The sequence below is a fragment of the Paracoccus zhejiangensis genome (genome assembly GCF_002847445.1).
In the GTDB taxonomy this organism is placed as follows: domain Bacteria; phylum Pseudomonadota; class Alphaproteobacteria; order Rhodobacterales; family Rhodobacteraceae; genus Paracoccus; species Paracoccus zhejiangensis.
The window spans coordinates 3,025,001-3,049,063 of the sequence record NZ_CP025430.1 but is presented as its reverse complement, the minus strand read 5'-3'; the positions used below and the strand labels follow the sequence as shown (position 1 = coordinate 3,049,063).

22 protein-coding genes, 1 tRNA gene, 2 rRNA genes and 3 pseudogenes (1 of these 28 running past the window's edge) are annotated in these 24,063 nt (G+C 61.2%); 17 read left to right on the top strand and 11 right to left on the bottom strand.

Annotated elements, in window-relative coordinates:
• Positions 1-194 precede the first annotated feature (194 nt).
• From CX676_RS14710 to CX676_RS14680, 7 genes are all read left to right on the top strand, one after another.
• A complete protein-coding gene (locus CX676_RS14710; protein ID WP_101754360.1) occupies positions 195-2,270 on the top strand; it encodes a type VI secretion system Vgr family protein in 2,076 nt (691 codons plus the stop codon).
• Complete coding sequence (locus CX676_RS14705) at positions 2,245-3,003, top strand: hypothetical protein (RefSeq protein ID WP_157935951.1); 759 nt, start codon at positions 2,245-2,247, stop codon at positions 3,001-3,003. Before CX676_RS14710 ends, CX676_RS14705 begins: the two co-directional genes overlap by 26 nt.
• Positions 2,996-4,534, top strand: coding sequence for a hypothetical protein (locus tag CX676_RS14700; RefSeq protein ID WP_101753280.1), 1,539 nt, complete (start codon positions 2,996-2,998; stop codon positions 4,532-4,534). The genes CX676_RS14705 and CX676_RS14700 overlap by 8 nt, the downstream gene beginning before the upstream one ends.
• Positions 4,527-5,537: a hypothetical protein gene (locus CX676_RS14695; RefSeq protein ID WP_101753279.1), complete on the top strand. Its 1,011-nt coding sequence runs from the start codon at positions 4,527-4,529 to the stop codon at positions 5,535-5,537. The genes CX676_RS14700 and CX676_RS14695 overlap by 8 nt, the downstream gene beginning before the upstream one ends.
• A gap of 46 nt (positions 5,538-5,583) precedes the next feature.
• Entirely contained in the window at positions 5,584-6,588 is a 1,005-nt protein-coding gene (locus CX676_RS14690) for a hypothetical protein (RefSeq protein WP_101753278.1), read from the top strand.
• A 106-nt stretch (positions 6,589-6,694) separates the two neighbouring features.
• On the top strand, positions 6,695-7,675 hold the full coding sequence (locus tag CX676_RS14685; protein WP_101753277.1) for a hypothetical protein: 981 nt from the start codon (positions 6,695-6,697) through the stop codon (positions 7,673-7,675).
• Positions 7,676-7,716: 41 nt separating this feature from the next.
• Positions 7,717-8,961: a hypothetical protein gene (locus CX676_RS14680; protein WP_101753276.1), complete on the top strand. Its 1,245-nt coding sequence runs from the start codon at positions 7,717-7,719 to the stop codon at positions 8,959-8,961.
• Positions 8,962-8,994: 33 nt separating this feature from the next.
• Here the strand turns inward: CX676_RS14680 and CX676_RS14675 are convergent, their stop codons facing one another.
• The 3 genes from CX676_RS14675 to CX676_RS23230 form a co-directional block, all read right to left on the bottom strand.
• Entirely contained in the window at positions 8,995-9,396 is a 402-nt protein-coding gene (locus CX676_RS14675) for a DUF4150 domain-containing protein (protein ID WP_101753275.1), read from the bottom strand.
• 1 nt (position 9,397) lies between these two features.
• Positions 9,398-10,405 carry a DUF2169 family type VI secretion system accessory protein gene (locus CX676_RS14670; protein ID WP_157935950.1) on the bottom strand — a complete coding sequence of 336 codons (1,008 nt, stop codon included), beginning with the start codon at positions 10,403-10,405 and terminating at the stop codon, positions 9,398-9,400.
• A 179-nt stretch (positions 10,406-10,584) separates the two neighbouring features.
• Positions 10,585-10,716: a hypothetical protein gene (locus CX676_RS23230; protein WP_269801960.1), complete on the bottom strand. Its 132-nt coding sequence runs from the start codon at positions 10,714-10,716 to the stop codon at positions 10,585-10,587.
• Between the two features lie 412 nt (positions 10,717-11,128).
• Here CX676_RS23230 and CX676_RS14660 point away from each other — a divergent pair.
• The 3 genes and pseudogenes from CX676_RS14660 to CX676_RS14650 form a co-directional block, all read left to right on the top strand.
• Positions 11,129-11,790, top strand: a pseudogene (locus CX676_RS14660) (hypothetical protein).
• A gap of 120 nt (positions 11,791-11,910) precedes the next feature.
• The gene (locus CX676_RS14655) at positions 11,911-12,084 is read left to right on the top strand and encodes a helix-turn-helix transcriptional regulator (protein WP_232816471.1); all 174 of its coding nucleotides are present in this window, start codon (positions 11,911-11,913) and stop codon (positions 12,082-12,084) included.
• Between the two features lie 26 nt (positions 12,085-12,110).
• A pseudogene (locus CX676_RS14650) lies at positions 12,111-12,481 on the top strand (BPTD_3080 family restriction endonuclease); the annotation flags it as partial.
• 112 nt (positions 12,482-12,593) lie between these two features.
• On the opposite strand, the gene CX676_RS14645 reads toward CX676_RS14650, so the two are convergent.
• From CX676_RS14645 to istA, 3 genes are all read right to left on the bottom strand, one after another.
• Entirely contained in the window at positions 12,594-12,923 is a 330-nt protein-coding gene (locus CX676_RS14645; RefSeq protein ID WP_232816660.1) for an ATP-binding protein, read from the bottom strand.
• Positions 12,924-13,023: 100 nt separating this feature from the next.
• Positions 13,024-13,818 (bottom strand): IS21-like element helper ATPase IstB, encoded by a 795-nt coding sequence (gene istB / locus CX676_RS14640; RefSeq protein ID WP_101751536.1) that lies wholly within the window; start codon positions 13,816-13,818, stop codon positions 13,024-13,026.
• The gene (istA, locus tag CX676_RS14635) at positions 13,808-15,337 is read right to left on the bottom strand and encodes an IS21 family transposase (protein WP_101752186.1); all 1,530 of its coding nucleotides are present in this window, start codon (positions 15,335-15,337) and stop codon (positions 13,808-13,810) included. The genes istB and istA overlap by 11 nt, the downstream gene beginning before the upstream one ends.
• A gap of 50 nt (positions 15,338-15,387) precedes the next feature.
• Between istA and CX676_RS14630 the strand changes: the two genes are divergently transcribed.
• From CX676_RS14630 to CX676_RS14610, 7 genes and pseudogenes are all read left to right on the top strand, one after another.
• Entirely contained in the window at positions 15,388-16,056 is a 669-nt protein-coding gene (locus CX676_RS14630) for a restriction endonuclease subunit S (RefSeq protein WP_101753272.1), read from the top strand.
• Between the two features lie 68 nt (positions 16,057-16,124).
• Positions 16,125-17,534 carry a phage portal protein gene (locus tag CX676_RS14625; protein WP_101753271.1) on the top strand — a complete coding sequence of 470 codons (1,410 nt, stop codon included), beginning with the start codon at positions 16,125-16,127 and terminating at the stop codon, positions 17,532-17,534.
• Complete coding sequence (locus CX676_RS23005) at positions 17,527-18,354, top strand: HK97 family phage prohead protease (RefSeq protein ID WP_232816470.1); 828 nt, start codon at positions 17,527-17,529, stop codon at positions 18,352-18,354. Before CX676_RS14625 ends, CX676_RS23005 begins: the two co-directional genes overlap by 8 nt.
• A pseudogene (locus CX676_RS23365) lies at positions 18,249-19,085 on the top strand (phage major capsid protein). The gene CX676_RS23005 and the pseudogene CX676_RS23365 overlap by 106 nt, the downstream one beginning before the upstream one ends.
• Entirely contained in the window at positions 19,070-19,285 is a 216-nt protein-coding gene (locus CX676_RS22990; protein ID WP_232816467.1) for a phage major capsid protein, read from the top strand. The pseudogene CX676_RS23365 and the gene CX676_RS22990 overlap by 16 nt, the downstream one beginning before the upstream one ends.
• Positions 19,285-19,494 carry a phage head-tail joining protein gene (locus tag CX676_RS14615; RefSeq protein ID WP_101753270.1) on the top strand — a complete coding sequence of 70 codons (210 nt, stop codon included), beginning with the start codon at positions 19,285-19,287 and terminating at the stop codon, positions 19,492-19,494. Before CX676_RS22990 ends, CX676_RS14615 begins: the two co-directional genes overlap by 1 nt.
• A 453-nt stretch (positions 19,495-19,947) precedes the next feature.
• Positions 19,948-20,778, top strand: coding sequence for a hypothetical protein (locus tag CX676_RS14610; RefSeq protein ID WP_101753269.1), 831 nt, complete (start codon positions 19,948-19,950; stop codon positions 20,776-20,778).
• A 20-nt stretch (positions 20,779-20,798) separates the two neighbouring features.
• On the opposite strand, the gene CX676_RS14605 is transcribed toward CX676_RS14610, so the two are convergent.
• From CX676_RS14605 to CX676_RS14585, 5 genes are all read right to left on the bottom strand, one after another.
• Positions 20,799-21,020: a hypothetical protein gene (locus tag CX676_RS14605; RefSeq protein ID WP_101753268.1), complete on the bottom strand. Its 222-nt coding sequence runs from the start codon at positions 21,018-21,020 to the stop codon at positions 20,799-20,801.
• A 71-nt stretch (positions 21,021-21,091) separates the two neighbouring features.
• Entirely contained in the window at positions 21,092-22,156 is a 1,065-nt protein-coding gene (locus tag CX676_RS14600) for a PDDEXK family nuclease (RefSeq protein ID WP_101754359.1), read from the bottom strand.
• Between the two features lie 252 nt (positions 22,157-22,408).
• A tRNA-Met gene (locus CX676_RS14595) sits at positions 22,409-22,485 on the bottom strand.
• A gap of 59 nt (positions 22,486-22,544) precedes the next feature.
• Positions 22,545-22,659, bottom strand: a 5S ribosomal RNA gene (gene rrf / locus CX676_RS14590).
• Between the two features lie 107 nt (positions 22,660-22,766).
• Positions 22,767-24,063, bottom strand: a 23S ribosomal RNA gene (locus CX676_RS14585) (it continues 1,535 nt past the right edge of the window).

The window sequence follows — 24,063 nt, the reverse complement described above, 5'->3', positions numbered from 1 at the left end:
GCGATGGTCAAAGAATGGTTGCGGGGACAGGATCTGGACACTGTTTTCTCATCAGTTTGGCCCCAGCGCACCCTCTCCATGACCGGCGCCGCATCGCTTGACGGTGCCCGCGCGCAGGCGGTCTGTTCATTGTTCTTCGAGACAGCTACTCTCCCATCAATAAATTGTTTATCACGATTCCCCTGGAGGCCCTTTTGAACGCCCCCTTCAAGCAGACCGAGCGCCTTGGCCGCCTGACCACCGCGCTTGGTGCCGATACGCTCAGCCTGCTGCGCTTTGACGGCTCCGACCATCTGAACGATCTCTTCGACTACCGCGTCGAGGCGCTGGCCATTCGCGACGACCTGGATTTCGACGCCCTCATCGGCACCCATGCGAGCGTCGAGATCGAGGCGCATGACCAGATGCGCGCCTTCGATGGCATCGTCACCTCGGCCCGGTGGGCCGGCGTCGGCGAGAACGGGCATCGCTATGACCTGACTCTGCGCCCGTGGTTCTGGCTGGCCGGGCGGCGGCGGAACCAGCGCATTTTCCACGACAAGACCGCGGTCCAGATTCTGCAGGAACTCTTTGGGGAATATGCGGGGCTGGGCGATCCGGCGCTGGAGATGAAGCTGACGCGTGACTACCCGGTGCTGGAATACACCGTCCAATACCGCGAGAGCGACCTCGATTTTGCCCGCCGCCAGATGGAGCGTGCCGGCATCAGTTTCCATTTCCGCCATGCGGTGGGCAGCCATACGCTGGTCCTGACCGATGACGCGCTGAGCCATGAGACCATCGGCGATCGCCCGTTCAAGCGCTATGACGGTCACCACCACTATGAGCAGGAGCATTTCTGGGACTGGGCGCCCGAGCGCAACCTGACCACCGGGGCGATCCGGCTGACCGATTACAATTTCAAGACCCCGACCGCCGCGATGGAGACGGACCGGACCGGCGATGCCACCCATCCGCAGGGCCGGATCGAAAGCTTCGACTATCCGGGTGACTACCTGGCGCAGCCGGTGGGCAAGCTGGTTGCTGGCCTCCGGACCGAGCAGGAGCGCGGGGCGGACCGCAGGAACCGGGCGGTCGGGGATTGCGTCGCGCTTGGCGCGGGGATGCGGCTGACGCTCTCGGGCGACACCGTGCCGGGGACCGGGGAAAGCTATCTCTGCCTCTCGGCCAGCCATCATTTCGTCAGCGAGGCCTATGGCTCGGGCGGGCCGGGCAGCGATGGCTATGCCTTTACCGGCAGCTACACATTGATGCCCGACACCGCGCCGATGGTCCCGCCCCGGCGCACGCCGCCCGCCATCGTGCAGGGCCCGCAGACGGCGATGGTGGTGGGCGAGGGCGAGATCGACTGCGACGAATACGGCCGCATCCTGGTGCGGTTCCACTGGGACCTGACCGGCGCCCATTCGATGCGCTGCCGGGTGTCGCAGAACTGGGCTGGAGCGGGCTGGGGCGGCATGGTCATTCCCCGCATTGGCATGGAGGTCGTGGTCGAGTTCCTGGAGGGCGATCCTGACAAGCCGCTGGTCACAGGCTGCGTCTATAACGGCAAGAACGGCGTGCCCTACGAGTTGCCCAAGCACAAGACCGTCAGCACATTCAAGACCGACACCCATCAGGGCGCGGGCTATAACGAGCTGCGCTTCGAGGACGAGAGAGGCGAAGAGGAAATCTTCGTCCACGCCCAGAAGGACATGAATATCCAAGTCCTGAACAACCGAGAAAAGCGCGTCGACGTGAACGAATTCGAAAGCATCGGCGCAAACAAATCCGCAGAGATAGGCAACAACCTATCGGTGAAAGTTGGCGGGAACTACTCAATCGTCGTCGGCGCCAACAAGGCACTGGATTTCATCAGCAACGTCCATCAAAGCTTCACTGGGTTTCTGGGCGAAAAGGCAAAGAAGCTGGGCGTCCCCGGCTTCATAAACCTCGGCAAGGGGAACTACAACGAACTGATCGGAATGAACAAGTCAGAGGTCGTGGCGCTTGCCAAGCAAGAGGCGGTGGGACTGACCAAGACCACGACGATCGGCCGGAATTCGCAGCAGTTCGTCGGACATAACAAGCACACCTTTGTCGCAGGAAGCGCCATGCACGAGGCGGCGAAAACCTCGACGATGGTTGCCGGTGAAACATGGCAGGTCGCCTGCGGCTCTGGCGCGATCGTCATCCATTCCAGCGGCAAGATCGAAATCAAGGGAAGTGCCATCGACATTGTGGCTGACACGACGGTGCGGGTGAATGGCAAGGACGTCAAAATCAACTGAACCGGATCAGCATCAGGGCGTCGAGACGGTCTCGTCAAAGGGGATCGCGACCCCGTATTTCATGCTGATCCAGATGAACAATGCGGCCTTGCTCGAGGCCTATGCGACGCTTGGCATTTCGCCCCGCCCCGCCAAAATCGACGAACAGGCTTATCCCGACGGCTTCTCGCTGGCCAAGGCACTGACTGGCCTGCCGTTCGGGCAGGAGGACAAATCCGAACATCCGGGCAAGATCCATGATGGCGGTTCAGATCCCATCCTGGAGGCAGAGCGCGGCACCTCGGGTCAGGCGGATGATACACTGTCCCTGGCGGCCGCAATCAGCGCGCGGTTCAAGGACCAGATTGGCGATGGTGGCGAACTGGGTGCTCTGGTCAAGACGGCAATGGCGGCCTCGGGCCTGCATGAACTGGACTTCGACCCCGATACCTTCGCAACCGGCGCGTCGGTTCTGGCGAGTATGAAGGAGATGACATCCTCGGTCCCGGATTTCGCCGGCACAGCGCCCTTCTCGGGGATGCGCATGGACTACCGACCCGAAACCGCCCCGATGGGCCCGAAAAAGGATACTGCCAACCGCCATTCCTACGAATCCACCCATACCGGCCAACTGAACATTCCCGGTACGCTGGATGCTGTGTTCTCCGCGATCCTGAAATCGCGCAAACGCGGCGCCGGGACCGGCAAGACGCGCCGGCGCGGCGGCACCCATCTGGATCGTGGCAATGGATGACGGCCCTACGGCCCCGGCAAGCTGGCGCCTGACCCCGGCCGATATCCAGCAGATGGCGCAGGATGCCGTGGGAACGCCAGCGCCACAGGACAACAGCTGGCGGCCTGCCGGTGGCAGCCTTCTGTCCGGCGTAGGGCAATGCCTCTATGACGAGCTGAAGGCGATACTCGAGCTGACCCAACTGCTGATCCAGCTGGATGCTGACCTTGATATTGCCTCTGATGGCCAGGACAACTGGTTCTTCTGGCGCAGCGTCACGGGTGATGCGGCCCGCGTTGGCCAGCTGTTCATGGCGCTTGAGGCTGGCACACAGACGTTTTCCGTGCTGCCAAAAGAACAGCAGATGGCCCTGTTCCGCCTCTATGCCAAGCTCGAAGCGCTGAAGGCAACGCTCCGCGACATTAGCAAGGCCGGCGTGAACCTGCTGGCCGCCTATGATGTCTATTGGAGCGAATACGAAGTTCTCACCATGAACCAGGCCGAGAACGCGCTGAAGGGGCTGGCGGACGCGGTTTCATTATTGTTCACCGAACAGGAATGGGCCTCGCTGGCACGCGGCGGCAAGGACCTTGCCGACCAAGTCACCAAGCTGATCCAGCAGCAGGTCGAGTCGGACCCCTGGGGCAGCGCCGGATATGCTGCCTGTCTGGTCGCCCTGTTCCTCAGCCCGACCAAGGTATTGCGCGCGCTGAGGGGCGTCATGGGCGCACTTGGGCGACTGGGTGGCGCGGCCACGACGGCCGAGCTAGCGGCGATTTTGCGGGCCAACAGGGTAAGGGTTCCGGCCTGGCTTGGCGGCGGCAATGAGGTGGCAGCCGCAGCGGGCGATGCGACCCGGGTCGCGGACAAGGTCGAGCCACCGGTTCCCCCTGCCCGCACGGGTGATGAGATTGTCGTCGAGGGCCGAAAGCCGGTCGAGGCCGCAGACGATGCCAACCCCGTCCGGCCACATGAGCCAACCGAGCGTGTCACGCCCGAGCCTGACGCGAATACCACCCATGTTGCGGCTAGGACTAAGCGTATCGGTGATATGGCCGAAGCCGATGCCCGCAAACGCCTTGAGGCCGAGGGGTTCAAGACTTTTGAGCTGAAGAATGGCTCTGGCCATGGCCCGGACATTATCGCGGTCAAACCCGGCAGCCCGCCACGGATCACGATCATCGAGGTCAAGGCAAATGGATCGGCGTTGAACGAGTTGCAGCAGAAGGGAGGGCCGGCCTATCTGCAGAATGTATTTTCGCGCGTAGACGCCTCGCCAGGAGGCGGATCGTGGAATACGAGAGCATTTGATGATTTTCTCGAAGAGCTTGGAATAGAGAATCGTTCCGAACTTATGGGCGGAGAGTTCGAGATATGGCGATATAAAGGCGTCGATCCCGACAACCCTGCTTCCGTAGCGAATGGCCCAGAGAAGGCCCCTTGGACACCAGGCACAACGGCACGAGAATTTCGTCTGGATGCTCAGGGAAATATCGAATCCAGAGTTGGCCCAAATCGGCCCTGGACCAAATTCATTGAACTGGATGAATGAAATCTACCGGCTGGACATGCTGAACAAACCCTGCGTTGATCGAACCCGCGCCGCGCTCCAAAGGCAGTTTCCGAATGAAAACTCCCGAAAAGGGGTGAGCTTCGCGCTTGAAGACATCGCGGATTACATGGCGGGGGCCATAGACCTGCATAACGCCAGTGGTATCCTCGAAGGATTTGCGAGCAGCGCGCAGGTTTCGGGTTTCAATGCCGCAAAATCGATCGAAGCCAAGCAGCAATTTCTTGGCCTGATCGTCAGTCTTGATCTTTGCGCCTTCGATCTTCACACGCAAGCCATGCGAAAGGGTGTCCGCAGCTTCTTCAACCCGCAATTCGGCCTGTTCGCGGGCATACGGGTTCCCATGCTTCAGTCCATTGGGTGGATCGCGGAAGCGCAGCGAGTCGCGACATGGCTCTGGGCCGACTATCGAGTCGCGAAGGCCGACAAGGCCAATATTCTGTTTGGCAATCCCAGCCCGCGAAGCTGGATCAATGATCACGATAATCCCTACCTGGTGCAGAAGGCCGCCTGGTTCACCACCATGACGACAGTCGATCCTGCGCTTTGGCGGCAATATGGCTATGACCCCGATGCTGACAGCCTTGGGCCCTACTGGATGCTGGCGCAGGTCTGGGACGAGCCCGACCCACACAAGGTGCGCAACGCCTTGCAGGCAGTTCGCGACATGAACCTGGGCAGCACCTTCATCAAGGACGAACCTGAAGGGCGGCGGGTCTATCTTGTCGACGAATTCCTGCTGCTGGACGATTACGACGTCCGGTCGGTCAATATGCGGCGCATTGCCAAGGGCCTGGCACCAGTCGAGGTCGAAAGCTATCTGCCCGACCCGCTGCCCAACGCCCTCCTGCCCTTTGTGCAGGATGATATCTTCTGGCCGGTCTATCTGAAGATGTGCGACGAATTGGGTGCCGCACCGATCAAACCCGACAACCCATTGCAGGTCCGGCTTGATCCTGAAACCCTGCAGATCGAGAACCGCTAACGTTAATCATCTTTGACGAACCCAAAATGGCAGCGGGAAAATAGATATGCTGCAGCAAGAGCGCGTGTACGCGAAACGAGATGCTCTGATCAAGAGCCTCAAGCCGCAACAGGCAGTGCAACGCGTAACGACGGCGATAGAGGACCTCGTTGGCTATGTCAGCGGTGAGGAAACGCTGGAGTTCGCGAGTGGAGCTTACGCCTCGGTTTCGCATGCGCCCCGCTTTGACATCTTCATGGCGCAGAGCGATGTCCACGGGCGGCAGTTGGCGCTTTCTTTCATCGCCGCAATGAAACTGCTGACCTTCGACCTGGACGGGAAGATGCGCAAGGCCGGGTTGAAGCCCTGGAACGAGATCGGCTTTGCGAGAGTGTCCGGGATGGACAGTCCACTTTTTCAATCGATCGGGTGGCAAAAGGAGGCCGATCGTTACCTTGAACATATCTGGACTGCTTATCTGTCCGCGAACGCCGACAAGACCAATATTCTGTTCGGCGATCCTAGCCCGGGAAGCTGGATCAACCAGCACAGCAATCCCTATCTGGTGCAGAAGGCCGCCTGGTTCACCACCATGACCACGGTTGATCCCACGCTTTGGCGGCAATACGGCTATGATCCCGATGCCGAAAGCCTCGGGCCCTACTTGAGGCTGGCGCAGGTCTGGGACGACTCCGACCCCGCCAAGGTGCGCAATGCCCTGCAGGCGGTGCGCGACATGAATCTGGGCAGCACCTTCATAAAAGATGAACCCAAAGGTCGGCGGGTCTACATCGTGGATGAATTCCTGCTACTGGATGATTACGACATCCGCTCGGTCAACATGCGGCGCATCGCCAAGGGTCTGGCGCCGGTCGAGGTCGAAAGCTATCTGCCTGACCCGCTGCCCAACGCCGTTCTGCCTTTTGTGCAGGACGATATCTTCTGGCCGATCTATCTGAAGATGTGCGCCGAACTGGGTGCCGCACCGATCCGGCCGGAGAGCCCATTGCAGGTCCGGCTTGAACCCGAAACACTGAGGTTGCAGGTCGTCGACCCAGGCAGCATGAGGTGAGCAGATGGAGCAAGAGCGAAACAGCTGTGCAAATACAAAGGCTTGAGGTATCCGAGGATGCGCGGAGAAAATGTGTTCCCATTTGAAATAGAAAGGAATGCCGCCTATGCTTAGTCAGGAACGCGTCAATCAGCAGATCGCGGAGCTGCGTAAGCGGTGCGACGCGCCGAAAGCCAAGGACGAAGTTTCCCACCGCTTCGAGAAAATTCGCCGCTATCTGCATGGCGAGGCACCGAATGCGATCGGGGCGGGCCAGGCCTTCGATGCTGTGTCACAGGCTCTGCGGTTTGATCTGGCACTCGCGGCGACTGATCTTTCGCTGACAATTGCCTATATCGACACATTGGCCCTGATGATCTCGGACCTTGTCATCAAGAAGCGCGGTGGGGCGCTGAAGATTGGCAACAACTACGGAATGTCACGCGTTCTAGGCATGTCTGTGCCAAGTTGGCAGGCCGCCGGTTGGGAAGATATGGCGCGTCGATTTGCCTTCGATATCTGGACCGGCTATCGCGCAGAGAACACCGAACAGGCCACAGTCCTCTTCGGCAGCCCCGATCGCACGAGTTGGGTGAATGACCACGACAATCCCTATCTGGTGCAGAAGGCCGCCTGGTTCACCACCATGACGACAGTCGATCCCGAGATCTGGCGCCATTACGGCTATGATCCCGATGCCGACAGCCTCGGGCCTTACTGGATGCTGGCGCAGGTCTGGGACGATCCCGAACCGGCCAAGGTACGCAATGCCCTCCAGGCGGTACGTGACATGAATCTGGGTACAACCTTCATCAAGGACAACCCCGAGGGCCAGCGGGTCTATCTTGTCGACGAATTCCTGCTGCTGGACGATTACGACATCCGCTCGGTCAACATGCGGCGCATCGCCAAGGGTCTGGCGCCGGTCGAGGTCGAAAGCTATTTGTCCGATCCTTTGCCCAACGCCGTGCTGCCCTTCACACGAGACGATATCTTCTGGCCGGCCTATCTGAAGATGTGCGACGAACTGGCCGCAGCACCAATTCGGCCGGACAGCACCGTGGAGGTAAGGCTTGATCCCGAGACGCTGCGGGTAGAAAGGGTCTAGATCGATGAACAAGCGGCTCGCGTGATCCGGAACAGAAACGAATGTTGAAGCTGTCGGGACAGAATGGCGACGGGATCGGAGCGTTGGGCCTCAAGCCGCACGCCGATGGAACCTACGAAATCGCCGTCGTCGATACGGTGATGTCGGACGAAGAGCAGGCGCTGCGAAAGGCCGGCCTTGGCGGCGCAAGATATCTGCGCCATTGCCTTGAAGCGATCGTCCTCGAGCGTGGTGGACTTTGGCCGCCAGAGGTGCTGGACACAAGTCTGGACTTGCTGGAACTGATCGATGGCGGGCGGATATCGACCGAGCGTTACGAGGTCTGGTCCTATGGCGAAACCGCGGGCGACCTGACCCGGCAGGAGATCAGAGCGTTCACCTCGTCGTCTGCCAGCCCCTTGCAGAAACATGAATTTCCTGAAAAGCACATTGATTTCGATGCGCTACTTTCTCGCATGGCCGGTCGCTATGAGGACGAACTGGGCCGGGCATCGCTACGGCATCTTTGGATTGATCGCTATCGTTCGACGCTCAAGGAGTATGTCTTGCACAAGGCAGGTCCGGGGCCGCTTCTTGCAGCGCTTCTGACACGTCAAGCCCTGGCAGAGCGGAATTTCGTCATCAACAGTGCTCGAACCGGCCAGTTCGACGCCGGCAACTATCTTGAGCTTGTCAGCCTTCGATATGTTCGAACGCTGTGCCAGTTCGAGTTGTCGAAGGGCTCGATGTTGCGCAGGCCGGACCTGATCGAGGTGGGGCGCACAATCCTGCTTCTCGCAGCCGTCGGACTTTTGCAGGAGGCGCGCGAACTGGGCACGAGGGCGGTATCCGGCGAGATAGAAAAGCCGTTTCTTCCTGCTCTGTCGCGTCTGGCTCTGGCCTGGGCATCTGGGCGACTTGACCTGATGATTGACCTCGGGAGACCCGATTTCAAGCCGCATACCGATGAACTTGCGCGAGGATTTCTGGACTCACTCTCGGCGAAGGACGTCGAGGGGTGCGCTGCCGCGGTGGCCGGAATCCTCGCGGCGCGCAATCATCAGCTTGCCTCTTTCAGCGACGACTATGTCACCGATTTTGATGATGATCTGTCCTGGTCCGTTCCTTACGACGCAGGCGCATTACTGCGCATCGCCGCCGCGCATGGCCTCGTCATTGGCCGCGGTGCCATCGACCATGGCGCACTTGACCTGCCAACCGCCACCTTCCCTGATCTTCAATCTGATCAGTTACGATATCTCGATCTGTACGGACTCTTGGTCAAGCGATCCGCAGAGGGCCTCTAGCCTGGTTCCCGCAGCAGGATTCAGCGGACAGAATTATTCGTAATAGACCAGCCTGCCGACGGTGTTGCCCGGCCCATCCGGCCCATCGCAGTTCATATCGTAAAGATTGTCATTCTGGATCAGCTCGGAGCCGTCAACGAATATGCTGGTCTTTTTCGAGATCGGCCGACACCAGCCTTTGTTGACGCCCGATTTAACGCCGCCCTTCACACCAGGCTCATCCCCAGTGACTTTGTTTGTACGGCTTTCCATGTTGAATGCCTGCATGCCGGTCAATTGCGTGTTCGAGATTGTGCGTTCGGACCAGTCGAGTTGAGAGACTATCATGTAAGGGATCGGCACGACCGAGCCGCCGATCGGCGTCAGGCAAACATCTGGTGCCAGGCAGACGATACGCGCATTTTTCCCAGAATGGCGGGCAGCAGATTGCGGCATATCAGGTCTCCAATCGTTGCGAGATTACGTCAGCCGCATCAAACCGATCCGGTGCTTCGACCCGGGCGCGCCAGATCATAGTCGCACTGTGACTTTGAGGGTCATCGGCCTCAAGATCAAGCATGACGGTATCAAGCGTCATTGGGAGCTGGACATGCTCGGTGCCAGACAGATCCAGATGGCAGCGAAACCGAGGCAAGCAGACGCGCACGTCATCGGGGCGACGCGATATACCCGCCACAACAATTTCCTCATCCCCTTGCAGGGGCGGCTCCAGCACCATTTCCGCCTGTGCCGCATTCCAAAACCGCAGACTATGATCCTCAGGCATGCGCGGATGACGCTCGTTCAACCATCGCTGGTCAAATGTTCCCGCCATGCGTCGTCGAGGCAGCCAGGGCTTTGCGATCGGTCCGAAGCCATGCACCGGCATCTCGGCCAGAGGGTCGGTCGTGAGAAAGCCGGCATCATCGCCGATCTGCGGAATCCGAATATCGTGGCGGGCCGCCAATCGCTCGCGCGTGACAAAGCCGAGTCCCGCCGGATTATGCTCATACACCATGATAGCCCCATCCGGGCCGGGCGCATGCCCACCGAAGGCCAGATCGTAGGAAATGGGTACCTGACTGACGGGAATGGGCAATGAGCGTCGCCACCCGCGCCAGCGACGATAGGTCCAGACGGTCGGCCCGCGCACCAAAAACCGGTATCTCAAACGGTTCGCGATGAAGACGGACACCGGCCAGGACGTCAGCGACCGGTCACCCTGGGGACGTGCAACAGCGCGAATGATCAGGTCTGTACCGGCCTTTCCCGGAGCAATTTCCTGTTCTTGCTGCAATGGCGTCCAGGCCGGATCACCCCGGAAGATATCTTCAAGGCACAAGGGCGGCGCAACCGTGGCAAAGAGCTGCGCTGTGCCAGCCCGCCGCCGAAAAAGTGCCTTTGCAATCACGATCCCCACCTCGTCGGAATCGCCGGTCCAATGCTTGAAGAACAGGAGCCTCATCGGCAAAGAGCTTCCAAGCCTCAAACCCGATCTCCCGCAGGCCACCCCTACTCCGAACAAGTGACACAGCATCCGGCATGACACAACCACGGTCACCTGCCAGGCTGGCGGGAGCGGATAGCGTTGCGCCGTCCGTCTAGTCGAGCCGGAGATAGGCTCTTCGTCGGTGTCACCGTCAGCTACAGCCCGGCCGAGAACAGCGACTTCACGCGGAAGGCCGAAGCATTGGCGCCAGGCATCGCGAAAGCCCTGCCGAACCACCGGCCCATACCGGCCGCCCAGAACTGGAAGGGCAGTTCGGAGGCCAGCATCACCCTCACCCACGGCAAGTCCCGGATGGACCTGCTTGCACTACCGGGCGGAACAGGGCTTCACCTGCCCGGCCCCGGCAACCTTGCCGAATGGGATGGGGCCCTGGCCGCACACCCCGATCTCGCGCCCGCTCTAAGCTTGGATGATTGCCTCGCATGGGCGCGCCGTCTCGCGGCGGATCCTGAAGGGCCGGTCGCGGCGGCGGCTGAACCCGCTCGTCGTCGGATGGCTGATGGGATGGCCCATTGGGCACGCGCTCTGCGCCTGCTCGGCAACGGAGTTCACCCGCTGGCAGCAGTACATGCGTGGCGCGCTCTCGCGGCTACCCATGACCTCGGGCCCGTTGATCTGACGGCCGACGGATGCAGCCCAGCCCCCGGCGCAGATGGATTTCCTTGAATGATTGCAGCCATGAGTTTCCACGGCGGCGTCGGTGGCACCAAAGTCAAGCGCGCGCTGGGTGTGCAGGTCGCGCTGGAATGGGCGTTCCGGGTGGAACAGGCGCAGCTGGAATTGCCGCTGCCCTCGGACGTTACCGCGGAAGGGTTCGGCTTCGGCCTGGAATACGTTCTGCTGCAGCGTGCCGCGCTGGGCTGCAGGATCGACAGCGACCAGCACAAGATGGGCGGCTACACCCAAGAGGACGCCGAGGTGATCGCCGCCACCGTCGCCGGGATGATCGACAGCTTCGGCGGCAAGCGCATGGCGATCCGCATCGCCGAACTGGCGCGCGCGGGCCTGACCCCGGACTGGATGCCGGCGGTGTCCCCCGCTGCGTACCGACTATCGTCAAACAGAACCAGCAAGGCACGCACACAGGCACCATAATCGTCGGCACCGAACGCATCCGCATGCGGGGCCCGGGCGCGCGCGGCACCTGGAAAACCATCGAAGTCCCGGCCTGCCCGGTCATCTTCTCACCACACCCGAAGCAGATCGAGGCCGCCCGGCGGGGCTACAACGATTGGCGGCAGGCGCTGGTCTGGGCCAGGGAGGGGCTGATCGCGGGCGGGATGCTGCGCGAGGTGGAGGTCACGGCGGCAATGCCAAAAGCGCGGCTTCGGCTGAGGTAAGGGGCTCTTGGGCTCGAAGAAACCGATTGGCCTGCGCGCAACCTGTAGTAATCATGTCCTAGCAATGCCTGGCAAAGTCTGGCGCCCTCCCCCTCATCGCATTCGAGAAAGAGCAGGTCCATGACGGACCCCATTCTCACTTTGCCAGAGGTCTCCATTTTGTTGAAGGTCGCAGAGAGTACTGTCTACACGATGGCACAAACAGGCCAGATCCCGGCGTTCAAGGTTCGGGCCAATGGCGATTCAAGCACGACGATATCGATCGGTGGATCGACGAACAGAAGGCAGTGGTGAGGGGGACGCCGCAAAGGACTCCCCCAATGTCTGAACAGTTCTTCGAAAAGCCGATTCTGAAATCCCCCTACGAATATCCTGGCCGCCATTCGGAACTGGATGCAGATGGCCAGCCGACGAACCGCATCATTGAGGCCAGGCGCCGCTCAGACCTGATTACGCCGGTCCGCAGAACGAAGAAGCAGCGGCAAAGCCAGAGGCAGGGCGCGCTGCTGCTCGGCGCGGATGACGATCTTTCCACCGCTGATCAGGAATTCAATACCACTCCGATCATCAACGAGGTCCGGGGCTACATCGAAACGTGGCCAATCTTCCAAACCCTGACCAATGGCTAGTGACCCCGGAAACGGCCCGCCTGTTGCAGCATTGGCGTCACCACAAGTTCGAGGGCGTCCGCCTGCATACACTCGCGCAATTCAGCGCCCGATATTGTTCGTATTCAGCAGCCGTTCTGATACACGCCAGCGCTACAGCTACAGAGCTGCTGCCTGCGGCGCTGGCGCGGAGGCTCAGAGGCTGTCGAAGGTCGCGTCACTCCGTCTCATGGATTCGTCGCGAAGCTTGATGTGGTATCTCTTGCGCGAAAGTCGGTCGAGGATCGCATCCGCGATAATGGGGTCATCGATGAAAGCGTGCCAATCGTTACAGGGACGCTGCCCGACAACAATGGTTGAGAGCGTTCCTACACGATCATCGATGAGGTCGAACAGAATGGACTTTTCCTGTTCGTTCATTGTCACTTTTCCAAAGTCGTCGAGGATCAGCAGCTTGTAGCGGCTCAGCTTCCCGCGTTCGCGAATGTAGGTACCATCACCATCGGCAAGTGAAAGCTCGTACAGGAGATCGGACAGCTTATAGTACCTAGCTGTTGATTTCCACCCAGAACTGACCCGGGTTTTCCATCGAGAATTGACCCACCTTGAGATTATGTTGGTCGGGTCATGACCGGGTCAAGACATCAGAGGTCTCCTTCTTTTTTCTGGTCGCAGCAGCCGAGCTTGCCTTGAAGCGGAAGCTGTCATTGCCGGTTTCCAGGATGTGACAGCGGTGGGTCAGGCGATCGAGTAGCGCGGTGGTCATCTTGGCATCGCCAAAGACCGTCGCCCATTCGCTGAAGCTGAGATTGGTGGTGATGATGACGCTTGTGCGTTCGTAAAGCTTGCTCAGCAGGTGAAAGAGCAATGCGCCGCCTGATGCGCTGAACGGCAGGTATCCCAACTCGTCCAGGATCACGAGATCCAGCCGCATCAGGGTTTCAGCCAGTTGGCCGGTCCTGCCTCTCGCTTTCTCCTGCTCGAGCGTGTTGACCAGTTCTATGGTCGAGAAGAACCGGACCTTACGGCGATGATGCTCGATGGCCTGAATGCCAATGGCGGTTGCGACATGGGTCTTCCCGGTGCCTGGGCCGCCGATCAGGACAATGTTCTCGGCGCCGCCCATGAACTCGCAGCGATGCAGCTGGCGCACAGTCGCCTCATTGACTTCGCTGGCCGAGAAGTCGAAGCCTGACAGGTCCTTATAGGCGGGAAAGCGGGCGATCTTCATGTGATAGGCGACTGAGCGAACTTCTCGCTCGGCCATTTCGGCCTTCAGCAGTTGGGTGAGGATCGGCACGGCGCTTTCGAAGGCTGGTGCGCCTTGCTCGATCAGATCGGTGACGGCTTGCGACATGCCATGCATCTTGAGGCTGCGGAGCATGATCACGATGGCGCCGCTGGCAGGATCATGACGCATGGCGGCCTCCGGTCATGTGCGCGCGCAAGCCATCATAGCGTTCGACATTGGCCTTGGGCTCTCGGCGCAGATGCAGAGCCTGGGGCGTGTCGATGGGTGGTCCGTCGGTCTTTCCGTCGATCAGGCGGTGCAAAATGTTCAGCACATGGGTCTTGGTCGCGACGCCCTCGGACAGGGCAAGTTCGACCGCGGTCAGCACCGCTTGCTCGTCGTGATGCAGGACCAAGGCCAGGATATCGACCATCTCGCGATCACCGCCAATCCGCCGTAGCATCTGCTCCTGCAGCCGTTTGAAGGCAGCGGGCAACTCGGCAAACGGGGCTCCGTTGCGCAGGGCACCGGGTTTGCGCTGGATGACGGCGAGGTAATGCCGCCAGTCGTAGATGGTGCGCGGCGGCAGGTGGTGCGAGCGCTCGATCACCCGCTCATGCTCGCACAAAATCTGCCCTTCGGCGGCAATGACCAGGCGCTCGGGATAGATCCTGAGGCTCACAGGGCGATTGGCAAAAGACGCCGGCACGCTGTAGCGATTGCGCTCGAAGCTGATCAGGCAGGTCGGTGAGACGCGCTTGCTTTGCTCGACAAAGCCATCGAAGGCAGGCGGCAGGGCCATCAGCGCGGCCTGCTCCTCGGTCCAGGCATCGGCGATGCTGCCGGCACGGGTTCCATGTGGGATCTCCCGCCACAGTTCCATGCAGCGCTGCTCCAGCCAGGCGTTCAGGGCTGCCAGGTCCGGGAAGTTGGGCATTGGCTGCCACAGCCGCGGGCGCGCATCCTGGACGTTCTTCTCGACCTGTCCCTTCTCCCAGCCCGACGCCGGATTGCAGAATTCCGGCTCGAAGACATAGTGATTGGCCATGGCGAGGAAGCGCATATTGACCTGACGCTCCTTGCCGCGGCCAACGCGATCCACAGCGGTCCTCATGTTGTCGTAGATTCCCCGCCCAGGAACGCCGCCGAAGACGCGAAAGCCATGCCAATGGGCGTCGAACAGCATCTCGTGGGTTTGCAGCAGATAGGCGCGAACCAGGAAAGCCCGGCTGTGTGACAGCTTGATATGGGCGACTTGCAGCTTGGTGCGTTCTCCGCCCAACACCGCGTAATCCTCGCTCCAGTCGAACTGGAAGGCCTCCCCCGGGCGGAAGGCCAGCGGCACGAAGGTACCGCGTCCCGTGGTCTGCTGCTCGCGTTGCCGGTCGGCGCGCCAGTCACGAGCAAAGGCGGCGACGCGATTGTAGGAACCGGTATAGCCGAGCGCGACCAGATCGGCGTAGAGTTGCTTCAATGTCCGGCGCTGCTTGCGCGACTTCGTCGTCTCAGTCTTCAGCCAAGCCGCGAGCTTCTCGGCGAACGGATCGATCTTGCTCGGGCGCTCAGGCACCGAGAACTTCGGCTCGATCGTGCCCGCGTTCAGATACTTCTTGATGGTGTTCCGAGATAGCCCGGTCCGGCGGGCTATCTCGCGGATCGGCAGCTTCTCACGCAGCGCCATCCGCCGGATGATATTCAAAAGTCCCATGTGGATCACTCCGTTGCTCCCCGCCGCTGATCGCGTTGGGGAAGGGTCACATGGGTCAAATCTCAATGGAAATTACGCGCCAACCCGGGTCAGTTCTGGGTGGAAATCAACAATCTGAGATATCTGGAGAACTGAAGGCCGCGCAAGACGAGCTCGACAATCTTACGCATGCGCCCATGCAGGACTTTGGGCTCTCAGATAAGAGGCTGTTCAATGTGAGGTCTGGCACGCGTGTGCGGGGGCAGGACATTCGGGAAAATTCTGGAGACATTCCGATCTACAGCTGCTTTCGGGACGCGCGCATCGAGAAGGGACGGGCATCGCGGAAGTGGCTCGAAAGTGTCGGCATGACCATCGAGGAGAAGCCCATCGTTACGGTGAATGCCAATGGTGCCTCCGTGGGCAAGGTTTACGTGCGGGACCAGGTCTGTGCAATCACCGACGATGTCATCATAATCGACGTGCTGAACGACTCGATCGACTTGGACTTCTTGGCAATCCAGTTGAGGAGTGCAGTTGCAGCCGGCGGTTATCTCTACGAGGCAAAATTGTTCGTTGCCCGCGTTAAGGAACTCACCGTGTCGCTTCCGATAAAGCAAGATGGCACGTTGGATATCGAACATCAGCGAAAGATCGCTGCCGCCGTAAAGCGATTCGACAACATTAGGCTAAAGCTTTCGGAACTTGGAAAATGGAGTGCGGACGCACGGATTGCGTAGGTCGACTCTTGCCCATTACCAAACATTCCCAATAGATTGAGGGTCTATTTCGGGCGACTCTGTCGTCCATGCGGACGCTCATCCATCGCCTTTTCGGCTTCACGCGCACGCGCGGCTTCGACGCCGCGAGTGGCGGGCGGCGTTGGGAGGGGGCGCGGACAGTCGATGGGCTGAACACGGCGATCATTGCTGGGGCTACGACGGCAGCGCGGCGAGCCGGGTGGTATGCGCGCAACAACCCTTGGGTCGCGGCAGCGGTGGTCAGCCTGGTGGGCAATGTCGTCGGCGCAGGGATCAAGCCTCAGTCGACGCATCCCGACCGGGCCGTGCGCGAACGGCTGCAGGTGCTGTGGCGGCGTTGGACCGATCATGCCGATCCGGGTGGGCTGGCGGATTTCTACGGACTGCAGGCCATGGCTGTTCGCGCAATGGTCGAGGGGGGCGAGAGTTTCGCCCGGCTGCGCGTCGTGCCCGATGCCCCGGCCATCCCCCTGCACATCGATCTGCTGGACCGCGATCAGGTGCCGCTGGACCTGCACCGCGACATCGGCGGTGGCGCGCGCATCCGGGCAGGCATCGAGTTCAACGCCATGGGGCAGCGCACCGCTTACTGGGTGATGCGCGACCGCCCCGGTGATCCGCTGACCTCGCTGCGGCTAGAACCGCTGCGCCTGCCAGCAACCGACTGTCTCCATCTGTTCAAGCCACTGGCGGCTGGCCAGTTGCGCGGCGTCACCTGGCTGGCCCCTGTCCTGCTGCGCCTGCAAGAGTTGGACCAGTTCGAGGATGCGGCGCTGGCGAAGGCCAAGGTCGCGGCGCTGTTCACTGGCTTCATCACCGATCCGGATGGCACCGCATGCGGGCTTTCCGGCACGAACACCAACGGCGCGCTGACCGTCGGCACGGAGCCCGGCAGCTTGATCCCGCTGCCGCCCGGCACAGACATCCGGTTTTCCAACCCGACCGAGCACGATGCCTATGCGCGATTCGTGAAGAACCACCTCCGCGCCGTGGCCTCTGGCATGGGCCTGCCCTATGAACTGGTCTTTGGCGACCTGGAGGGCGTCACCTATTCCTCGATCCGCGCGGGGCTGATCGAGTTCTGCCGCCGCGTCGAACAGTTGCAGCACAACGTGGTCGTGCACCTGTTCTGCCGCGCGGTCTGGGAACGCTTCGTGCGGCTGGCTGTGCTGACCGGCGATCCGCCCGCCCGAGATTTCGACCGCGATCCGGCCGCCTATCTCGGCTGCGAATGGCTCCCGCCCAAGTTCGACTACGTCGATCCGAAGAAGGACGTCGAGGCCGAGATCCTCGCGATCAACGCCGGGCTCAAGAGCAGGACGCAGGCGATTTCCGAACGGGGCTACGACGCCGAACAGGTCGATGCCGAGATCGCTGCAGACAAGGCACGGTCGGACGCGCTGGGCCTGAACTTCAGCGCGCCGCCCGCCGCCAAGGAGGACACCGCTGATGACTGACCCCATCACCCTGCTGACCCGCCGCGCCGACCTGGCCCCAGCCAGCGCCGATCGTGACGCACGCACTGTCGAGGTGATCTGGTCCACCGGCGCGCCGGTGCGCCGCCGCGACATGGCAGGCGCCTATGCCGAACGCCTAAGCCTTGCGCCCGAGGCGGTGGACCTGTCGCGCCTTCAGGGTGCCAGTGTGCTGGACGCCCATCGGCAATCCGCCGTCCGCGATGTGCTTGGGAGCGTCCAATCGGCCAGCGTCGATGGCCAACACGGCACGGCGCTGATCCGCTTCTCGGCCCGACCAGAGGTGGAACCGCTCTGGCAGGACGTGCTGTCCGGGATCCTGCGCCATGTCTCGGTCGGCTATTCGGTCGAGCAATGGGCCGAGACCACCGAGAACGGCGCACGCGTGCTGACCGCGGTACGCTGGACGCCCCACGAGATTTCCCTGGTGCCGACACCCGCCGACCCCGGCGCCCACATCCGCATGGAGACCAATATGCCCGACACCATCACCCCTGCCCCGCCCGAGGCGCAGACCCGCGCCACGATCAACACGGAGATCCGCTCCATTGCCCGCATCGCCGGGCTGGACCAGTCCTGGATCGACGGTCAGATCGACGCTGCGGCAGATGCCGAAGCGCGCCGACGATCCGCACCGAACAGGTCCGCGTCGAGATGGGCGAAAGCCAGGACGAGCCCCCCCTGCGCGCACGCCAGATGTGCGAAGCCCTCTATGCACGCATCAATCCGCTCCACCAACTCTCCGAACCGGCCCGCCGCTATGCCTATGCCACGCCGGTGGATATGGCCAAGGAACTGCTGACCCTGCGCGGCGAATCCACCATGGCCCTGTCTCCTGCCAGCTTGGTCACGCGCGCCCTGCACACGACCTCCGATTTCCCGATCATCCTCGGCAACACCGTGGGCCGCGTGCTGCGCGATGCCCACCAGGCCGCGCCCTCGGGCATCCGCCGCCTCGGCCGCCAGACCTCGGCGCGGGATTTCCGGGCGGTAAACAAGATCATGCTCGGGGAAGCCCCGCTCCTGGAGAAGCTGAACGAGCACGGCGAGATCAAGGCCGGGACGATGGCCGAGGCGCGCGAGGCCTACAAGATCGAGACTTGAGCGCGAAAGATCGGCATCACCCGGCAGGTTCTGGTGAACGAAGATCTTGGCGCCTTCGCGGACCTTGCCCGCCGCATGGGTCAGGGCGCAGCCGAGACGGAGGCAAGGATCCTCGTGACCCTGCTCGAGGCGAACAGCGGCAACGGCGCGACGCTGTCGGACAAGAAGGCACTGTTCCATGTCGATCACGGCAACAAAGCAGCGAGTGGCGCAGCGATCTCCGACACCACCCTGTCGGCCGCCCGGCTGGCGCTGCGGACGCAAAAGGGAATCGAGGGTCGCGTGATCCGCGTGACGCCGAAGAACCTGCTGGTGCTGCCCGCGCTGGAGACGGTCGCGGAGAAGTGGCTCGCCACCATCGCGCCCGCTACCGCCGCTGACGTGAACCCGTTCTCAGGCGCCATGTCGCTGTTGTGGAACCGCGCCTGACCAGCGCGACCCGCTGGTATGTCACCGCAGACCCGGGTGAGATCGATGGCCTTGAGTTCGCCTACCTCTCGGGCAACGAGGGACCCCAGGTGGAAAGCCGGTTGGGTTGGGACGTGGACGGCGTGGAAATCCGGGTGATCCTCGATTTCGGCGCGGGCTTCATCGACCTTCGCGGCTGGTTCCAGAACGCAGGCGCGTGATGGCCGACCTCGCCCAACTGACCGCGTGGCGCGACGCCCTGATGGCCGCCCGCTATCAGGGCATCCGAACCGTCGAGTACGACGGCGAGCGGGTGACCTACGCCAGAGACGCGGAAATGGCAGCGGCGCTGGGCGACCTCAACCGCCAGATCACCGGCACCACGGCGCACGTCGCCGTGGTCCGCATCCAATCCTCGAAGGGGCTTTGATCCGTCGATGAGCGGCATTGCCAGTTTCGGCAGTGGCGAACGCGAAGTAACCTGTTCCAAAGGGCGATTCTTTCGGGCGCTTTCATGGACGGTGGGACAACACGGCAGGCAGCAGACCTGTCACACGAAGAAATCTATGCGCTAGTATGGGAGCAGCCTCTCAATCGGGTCGGGCCCGACCTCGGGCTCGATGGTCCGCGCCTGGCCAAACTTTGTGACAAGAGGCAGATTCCCTATCCACCTCCTGGCTATTGGTCTAAGAAGGCCGTCGGTCGGGCACCAGCTGCGCCACCGTTGCCGCCTGACTCTGGTCCGCTCGCCAAGCCGACAGCAGGACCCGGCGCGGGCGTCCCACAGCGAAGGGAACCGGGCCTTACTTTGACACCGCCTGCCAGTGCCAAAGAGGCTGCACCACCAGCTGCTGCCGAACCGGTTGCACCAGTTGATGACGGCTTGGACCCGCTGGACAAGTTGCACCCGAAGATCCGTGCGTGGATCGTCGAGCATACTCGGGAGCAAAAGGAACGCGTTCACGAGAACAAGCGGCGCCGAAGCGATCCTTTGTCTTGGTCGAAGTCGCTCCTGGATGATCTGACAGAACGAGATCTCTATCGCCTTCGTGCCAGCAGTACGCTTTGCCACGCGATTGAGAAGGCGGGAGCAAGGGTCAAGACGGCCGACATTCACGGGAAGCTCACGTTCACGTCCCAGGGGCGCGACCTCGAGTGTACGGTTAAGGAGAAGATGTCCCGTCCGATTAAGCGGCCTGAAGGCGATTCCGTAAAATGGACGGCCTACCCACAGCACCATAACTCTGGACTTGCATCGTCCGGATTTCTTCGGGCGCAGATCACCACCTGGCTGCCTGGAGAGCAGCCGCTGTGGATCGAGGCGCTGAAGAAGCCGTTCGCGACGCTGATCCCGGGCATCGTAGATGCGGTGATTGCCTGCGTGCCCCGACTGATCGAATGGGAACGGCAGCGTGAAGAGGATCAGCGGCGACACCAGGAAGAGGAAAGGCGTCGGTGGGAACGGCGGCGCTTGCAGGAAATCGATGACGGTCGTTGGGCCCGTTTTCGGTCGGCCGCGACGAATTGGCGAGAGAAGCAGCTCCTGGACTCGTTCATCGCGGAACTTGAGGCGCGATTGCTGTCCGAAGGGGATCAGCCGATTGGCGACAGGACAACCGCCGAATGGCTGGGGTGGGCAAAGGAGCGGGCGGCTGATCTGGACCCTTTGACCGAGGGCATCACCGGACTGTTCAACGAGGTTTTGCGGCCCTGACCCAGCGGCGCAAGCCTGTGTCAGGTCGTCAGCGCGTGCTCGCCTTCGCGGAAGGCCATGTTGCTGATCTCGCGGAGGCGGGCGCGGTAGTGGTTCAGCGTGCCGACATGGCCCCAGTTCACCTCGCCCGGGGTGTAGGCGAAGTGGTCGGCGCTGTGCGCCGCTAGCCGCGCAACCACGGCGTCGATCTCCATCTTGGCTGCAATGAAGGCGTCCAGCGCGGCGTCGTTGGTCTTGGGCATGACAATCCCCGAGTTGGATTAGGGGACATGACGGCTCTGACTGAACAGAAAGACAAGGCTGATCAGAGGGTTCAGCCAGCGGGCGTGAAGACGATCCCACGATCTGGGAAGGCGTCGCGCAGATTGGTCATCGCCTCAAGCCAGTCGTCCCCGCCCCACTGACTGGAGAAGGCATAGGTGCGACCGCCGACACGCAGCAGTTCGTCGTCGCCACAAAACCAACGGATCGGGTCGAAGCGCTTGCCCAGTTCGGCACGGGACTCGGTCGCGAGGCGCACGAAGTCGTCGTGCCCCACTTCCCCCTCCACCGCACGAAGGGCCCGGTTGGCGCGGGGGCCGCAGTGCTTGGCGACCTCCTCGGGCGCGATGCCGCTCTCGACGAGGTATCGGAATGTCCGCAGGATCGCCCAACGTTTCGACTCTCGCGGGAACTCCTGCTGGCCAAGCCGCAGGTCGTACTTCGTGTGATCGGCACCGCTGGTCCGCGCCTCGCGTTCCTTGCGGACCTTCTCGCGCACGCGAACCTGGTATTCTGCGGCCTCGGGGGGCGGGATGATCTGCTGGACATCGATCAACACACGTCCCGACAGGTTGTAGGGCTGCAGACGAACGCAGCGGATGTCGAGATCGCGCTGGTTCAGCCAGAGAACGGCAGTCGTCAGTTCCAGAGAGAACTCGGCCGAGGCTAGGACGATCTTCACCTCCTGCGCGAACTGGTCGTGGTCGGGCTCATCCCACCCCAGGAAGGCCAGAAGCTCGCCCCGCGCGTCCGCATCTTCACGGCCGATCTGGCGCAGGTAGCGGTCGAACGAGGACACCGCCTGATCGAAGGTCATGGTCGAGACCATCGCCGCATAGCGGATGGCCTGCAATTCCATGTGGCCGCCGTCCTCAGTGCGCTTCAATTCGATGACAACGAGATTGGCATCACGGTCGATCCCGAGCAGATCGATGCGGCGGCGCGAGTCGTCCCATTCGCCGTATTCCTCGGCGATCACCAATGTGTCGGCTGCTATGACTGCAATGTTCTCTCGGAGCAGCCGCTGCAGGTCGCGACGCTCGTGCAGCTGCATCGCGGTGAAGGTGGTCTTTGTCAGGGGCTGGATACGATCCGGCGCAAGTTCGTAAATCGGCATGAAGGGCACAACCTTGGGGACATCCACTTCACTGTCGCAGACCGGATGGCTGGCTGGCAACCAGGATCACCGGAGGAACGTCCCGCGAACATCTGGCCATTTCCGTGTCGCAGGGGTGTTGCACGGAAGAAATCTGAGCGGCTGTAAGCCTTTGGAATCGCGCGGAAAGATGTTGCGCGACGTTGTAACGCAAAAAGCGCCCCGTGGGGCGCTCTGCTTCTGCCTAAGCCATTGATATCTTGCAAGTAAAGATGGTTGCGGGGACAGGATTTGAACCTGTGACCTTCAGGTTATGAGCCTGACGAGCTACCGGGCTGCTCTACCCCGCGACAGGGTATGTCTTGTTCGGAGGTTATCCATCGTTTCAGAGAGTTCCGTTTCTTTCCAGGTCTGGCGGTGACCTACTCTCCCACGTCTTGAGACGCAGTACCATTGGCGCGACGGCGCTTAACGGCCGAGTTCGGGATGGGATCGGGTGTTTCGCTCGTGCTATGGCCACCAGACCGGGAAAGAAACGGATCAGCGTTGCGCCCTTTTTACCGGGCAGGTGTTGTCCAAGTTGCATGTCTGCATGCTTGTGATCGGTTTGGAAGTCTGTCTTCCACCGGATCAAATCAAGCCAATCGAGCCATTAGTACCGGTCAACTGAACGCATTGCTGCGCTTACATCTCCGGCCTATCGACGTGGTGGTCTTCCACGGCTCTCAAGGGATACCTTGTTTTGAGGGGGGCTTCCCGCTTAGATGCCTTCAGCGGTTATCCTGTCCGTTCATAGCTACCCAGCACTGCCGTTGGCACGACAACTGGTCCACCAGTGGAACGTTCACCCCGGTCCTCTCGTACTAGGGGCAACTCCTCTCAAGTATCCTACACCCACGGCAGATAGGGACCGAACTGTCTCACGACGTTCTAAACCCAGCTCACGTACCTCTTTAAACGGCGAACAGCCGTACCCTTGGGACCTGCTCCAGCCCCAGGATGAGATGAGCCGACATCGAGGTGCCAAACGATGCCGTCGATATGGACTCTTGGGCATCATCAGCCTGTTATCCCCAGCGTACCTTTTATCCGTTGAGCGATGGCCCTTCCACTCGGGACCACCGGATCACTATGGCCGTCTTTCGACTCTGCTCGACTTGTCAGTCTCGCAGTCAGGCTGGCTTCTGCCATTGCACTCAACGAGCGATTTCCGACCGCTCTGAGCCAACCTTCGCGCGCCTCCGTTACTGTTTGGGAGGCGACCGCCCCAGTCAAACTACCCGCCACGCAGGGTCCCGGATCCGGATAACGGACCGCGGTTAGACATCAAGAGTGCGAAGGGCGGTATCTCAAGGATGGCTCCACGAGGACTAGCGTCCCCGCTTCAAAGCCTACCGCCTATCCTGCACATCGCAATCCTGATGCCAGTGCGAAGCTGTAGTAAAGGTGCATGGGGTCTTTCCGTCTAACCGCGGGAAGTCTGCATCTTCACAGACAATTCAATTTCGCTGAGTCCACATTTGAGACAGCGGGGAAGTCGTTACGCCATTCGTGCAGGTCGGAACTTACCCGACAAGGAATTTCGCTACCTTAGGACCGTTATAGTTACGGCCGCCGTTTACCGGGGCTTCAATTCAATGCTTGCACATCTCCTTTTAACCTTCCGGCACCGGGCAGGCGTCAGACCCTATACGTCGTCTTGCGACTTCGCAGAGCCCTGTGTTTTTAGTAAACAGTCGCCACCCCCTGGTTTGTGCCCCCCGCCCATAGTTGCCTACGAACGGGGCCTCCTTCTCGCGAACTTACGGAGGTATTTTGCCGAGTTCCTTAAATGTGGTTCTCTCAAGCGCCTTGGTATTCTCTACCAGTCCACCTGTGTCGGTTTAGGGTACGGTCTCATGGAGGGCTATTTCCAGGAACCACTCAGC